The sequence below is a fragment of the Streptomyces sp. NRRL B-24572 genome, assembly GCF_002156145.1.
In the GTDB taxonomy this organism is placed as follows: Bacteria; Actinomycetota; Actinomycetes; order Streptomycetales; family Streptomycetaceae; genus Streptomyces; species Streptomyces vietnamensis.
Window position 1 is genome coordinate 1 of sequence record NZ_MWIG01000935.1, and the last position, 2,814, is coordinate 2,814.

At 68.8% G+C, this 2,814-nt stretch carries 2 protein-coding genes; one reads left to right on the forward strand and one right to left on the reverse strand.

Annotated features, from left to right (window positions below; translation table 11 throughout):
• Positions 1-61: 61 nt before the first annotated feature.
• Positions 62-1,891, reverse strand: a complete 1,830-nt coding sequence (locus tag CCN56_RS38505) for an acyl-CoA dehydrogenase (protein ID WP_086832291.1) — start codon at positions 1,889-1,891, stop codon at positions 62-64.
• Between the two features lie 337 nt (positions 1,892-2,228).
• Here CCN56_RS38505 and CCN56_RS38510 point away from each other — a divergent pair, with 337 nt between their 5' ends.
• The gene (locus CCN56_RS38510) at positions 2,229-2,744 is read left to right on the forward strand and encodes an SseB family protein (RefSeq protein WP_086832292.1); all 516 of its coding nucleotides are present in this window, start codon (positions 2,229-2,231) and stop codon (positions 2,742-2,744) included.
• The last annotated feature ends 70 nt before the right edge of the window (positions 2,745-2,814 follow it).

Here is a 2,814-nt window from a genome sequence, read left to right on the forward strand (position 1 = left end):
ACGCAGAACGGCCCGCCCCCCTCCCCGGGGACGGGCCGTGCCCTGCGGAACGAGGTGCGTCTTAGAACGCGGCCTCGTCCAGGTCCATCAGCGAGCCGTCGACGGCCTCGGCGAGCGAGCGCTCGGCGGAGACGCCCGGCAGGACGTTGGCGGCGAAGAACTTCGCGGCCGCGATCTTGCCCTGGTAGAAGGCGACGTCCTTGCCGGTCGCGCCCTCGGCGAGCTTCTCGGCGGCGACGGCGGCACCGCGCAGCAGCAGGTAGCCGACGACGACGTCGCCGGAGGCGAGCAGCAGGCGGGTGGTGTTGAGGCCGACCTTGTAGATGTTCTTGACGTCCTCGCCGGTGGCGGTGAGGTCGGTGATCATCTTGCCGACGATGGCCTCCAGGTCGACGGCCGCCTTGGCGAGCGCGTCGCGGGCGCCGGCCAGCTCCTCGCCGCCGGTGCCGACCGCGAGGAACTTCTTGATCTCCTCGGACAGCGCGTTCAGGGAGGCGCCCTGGTCGCGGACGATCTTGCGGAAGAAGAAGTCCTGGCCCTGGATGGCCGTGGTGCCCTCGTAGAGGGTGTCGATCTTGGCGTCCCGGATGTACTGCTCGATCGGGTACTCCTGCAGGAAGCCGGAGCCGCCGAAGGTCTGGAGCGACTGCGCGAGCTGCTCGTAGCCCTTCTCGGAGCCGTAGCCCTTCACGATCGGCAGCAGCAGGTCGTTGAGGCCGTGCAGCGCCTTGGCGTCCTCACCGGCCGCCTCCTTGATCGCGATCTCGTCCTGCACGGAGGCCGTGTAGAGGACGAGGGAGCGCATGCCCTCGGCGTACGCCTTCTGCGTCATCAGCGAGCGGCGGACGTCGGGGTGGTGCGTGATGGTGACCTTGGGGGCGGCCTTGTCCATGAAGTTCGCCAGGTCGGTGCCCTGGACGCGCTCCTTGGCGTACTCCAGGGCGTTGAGGTAGCCCGTGGAGAGGGTGGAGATCGCCTTCGTGCCGACCATCATGCGGGCGAACTCGATGATGAGGAACATCTGGCGGATGCCGTCGTGCTTGTCGCCGATCAGCCAGCCCTTGGCGGGGTGCTGGTCGCCGAAGGTCATCTCGCAGGTGTTGGAGGCCTTGAGGCCCATCTTGTGCTCGACGTTGGTGGCGTAGACGCCGTTGCGGGCGCCCAGCTCGCCGGTCTCCCAGTCGAACTCGTACTTCGGGACGAGGAAGAGGGAGAGGCCCTTGGTGCCCGGGCCGGCACCCTCGGGGCGGGCGAGGACGTAGTGGAGGATGTTCTCCTCCATGTCGTGCTCACCGGAGGTGATGAAGCGCTTGACGCCCTCGATGTGCCAGGAGCCGTCCTCCTGCTGGATGGCCTTGGTGCGGCCGGCGCCGACGTCCGAGCCCGCGTCGGGCTCGGTGAGGACCATGGTGGAGCCCCAGCGCTTCTCGACGGCGATCTGCGCGACCTTCTTCTGCGCCTCGTTGCCCTCGTTGTAGAGGATGCCGGCGAAGGCCGGGCCGGAGGAGTACATCCAGATGGCCGGGTTCGAGCCGAGGAGCAGCTCCGCGTAGGCCCAGATCAGGGAGCGGGGGGAGACGGTGCCGCCGATCTCCTCCGGGATGCCCAGGCGCCAGTACTCGGACTCCATGAAGGCGTTGTACGACTTCTTGAAGGTGGCCGGGACCGGGGCGGTGTTGGTCTCCGGGTCGAAGACGGGCGGGTTGCGGTCGGCGTCGGCGAAGGACTCCGCGAGCTCGTTCTCGGCGAGACGGCGGATCTCGTCGAGGATGCTCTTGGCGGTGTCGACGTCCATCTCCTCGAACGGACCGGTGCCGTACACCTTGTCGCGGCCGAGGACCTCGAAGAGGTTGAACTCGATGTCGCGGAGATTCGACTTGTAGTGCCCCATGGCGACGGCTCCGTAAGGCTCGGGGAGGGAGGTTCCTCGTACACGTACCAGCGAGTAGCAACACGCTCTCTCCGATGATGCTACCCACCGGTAATAAGAAGCAACCCCTATCCGGCCATCTGTGACGTCCCCGACGTCAACCCCGGCCGTCAAAGGGGGGTGGGGGCTCGCCCGCGCAGGGGTGGAATCCTCCGGTGCCACGGCGCGATCCGTGACGGATCAGCTACTTTCGGTGACGGAGCGCCCGGGAACCCGGACGGGCGGCCACCCCCCGACCCGTGGGGTCGCGCCCCGGCAGGGGTCCTGCCGGGGCGGCGCGCTCGATAGTCTTGGCCCCATGTACGGCTACGAGCAGAACCCGGGTGCCCAGCAGCAGTACGCGCCGCCCCAGCAGGGGCAGTACGCCCCGCCGCAGGCCGGAATGCCGGGCGGCATGCAGGCCGGGATGCCGGGCGGTGGGTACGCCCAGCAGCCGCCGCTCTACCCGGAGCCCTCGCCGCCCTCCCTCGCCGACGCCGTACGTGCCTTCACGACCGGCACCCTGGCCCCCGAGGACTTCCAGCAGATCTTCGCGACCTCCAAGGTCTACTGCCCGCGCGGCGACAACCCGGGCTTCCTGGCCCTGCACAACACCCAGCAGCCGGTCATCCCGATGTTCACCTCGCTCAAGGAGCTGCGGCGGTACGCGGGCAAGGAGTCGAAGTACTTCGTGATCACCGGCGCCGAGGTGATCGACCTGCTGCCGACCGGCTACGGCTTCGTCCTCGACATGGAGGGCGACCACCGCATGGTCTTCGACGCGAAGGCCGTGGAGCAGATGGTCGACTACGCGATGCGGCGGATGTACGGCTGACGGGCGCCTGGCGGGCGTCTGACGTGCACGGGCGGGCCCGGCGACCCCTGAGGGGTCGCCGGGCCCGCCC

Coding starts and splice junctions, on each gene's coding strand:
- CCN56_RS38505 (WP_086832291.1), bottom strand. CDS start 1,891: ATGGGGCACTACAAGTCGAATCTCCGCGACATCGAGTTCAACCTCTTC.
- CCN56_RS38510 (WP_086832292.1), top strand. CDS start 2,229: ATGTACGGCTACGAGCAGAACCCGGGTGCCCAGCAGCAGTACGCGCCG.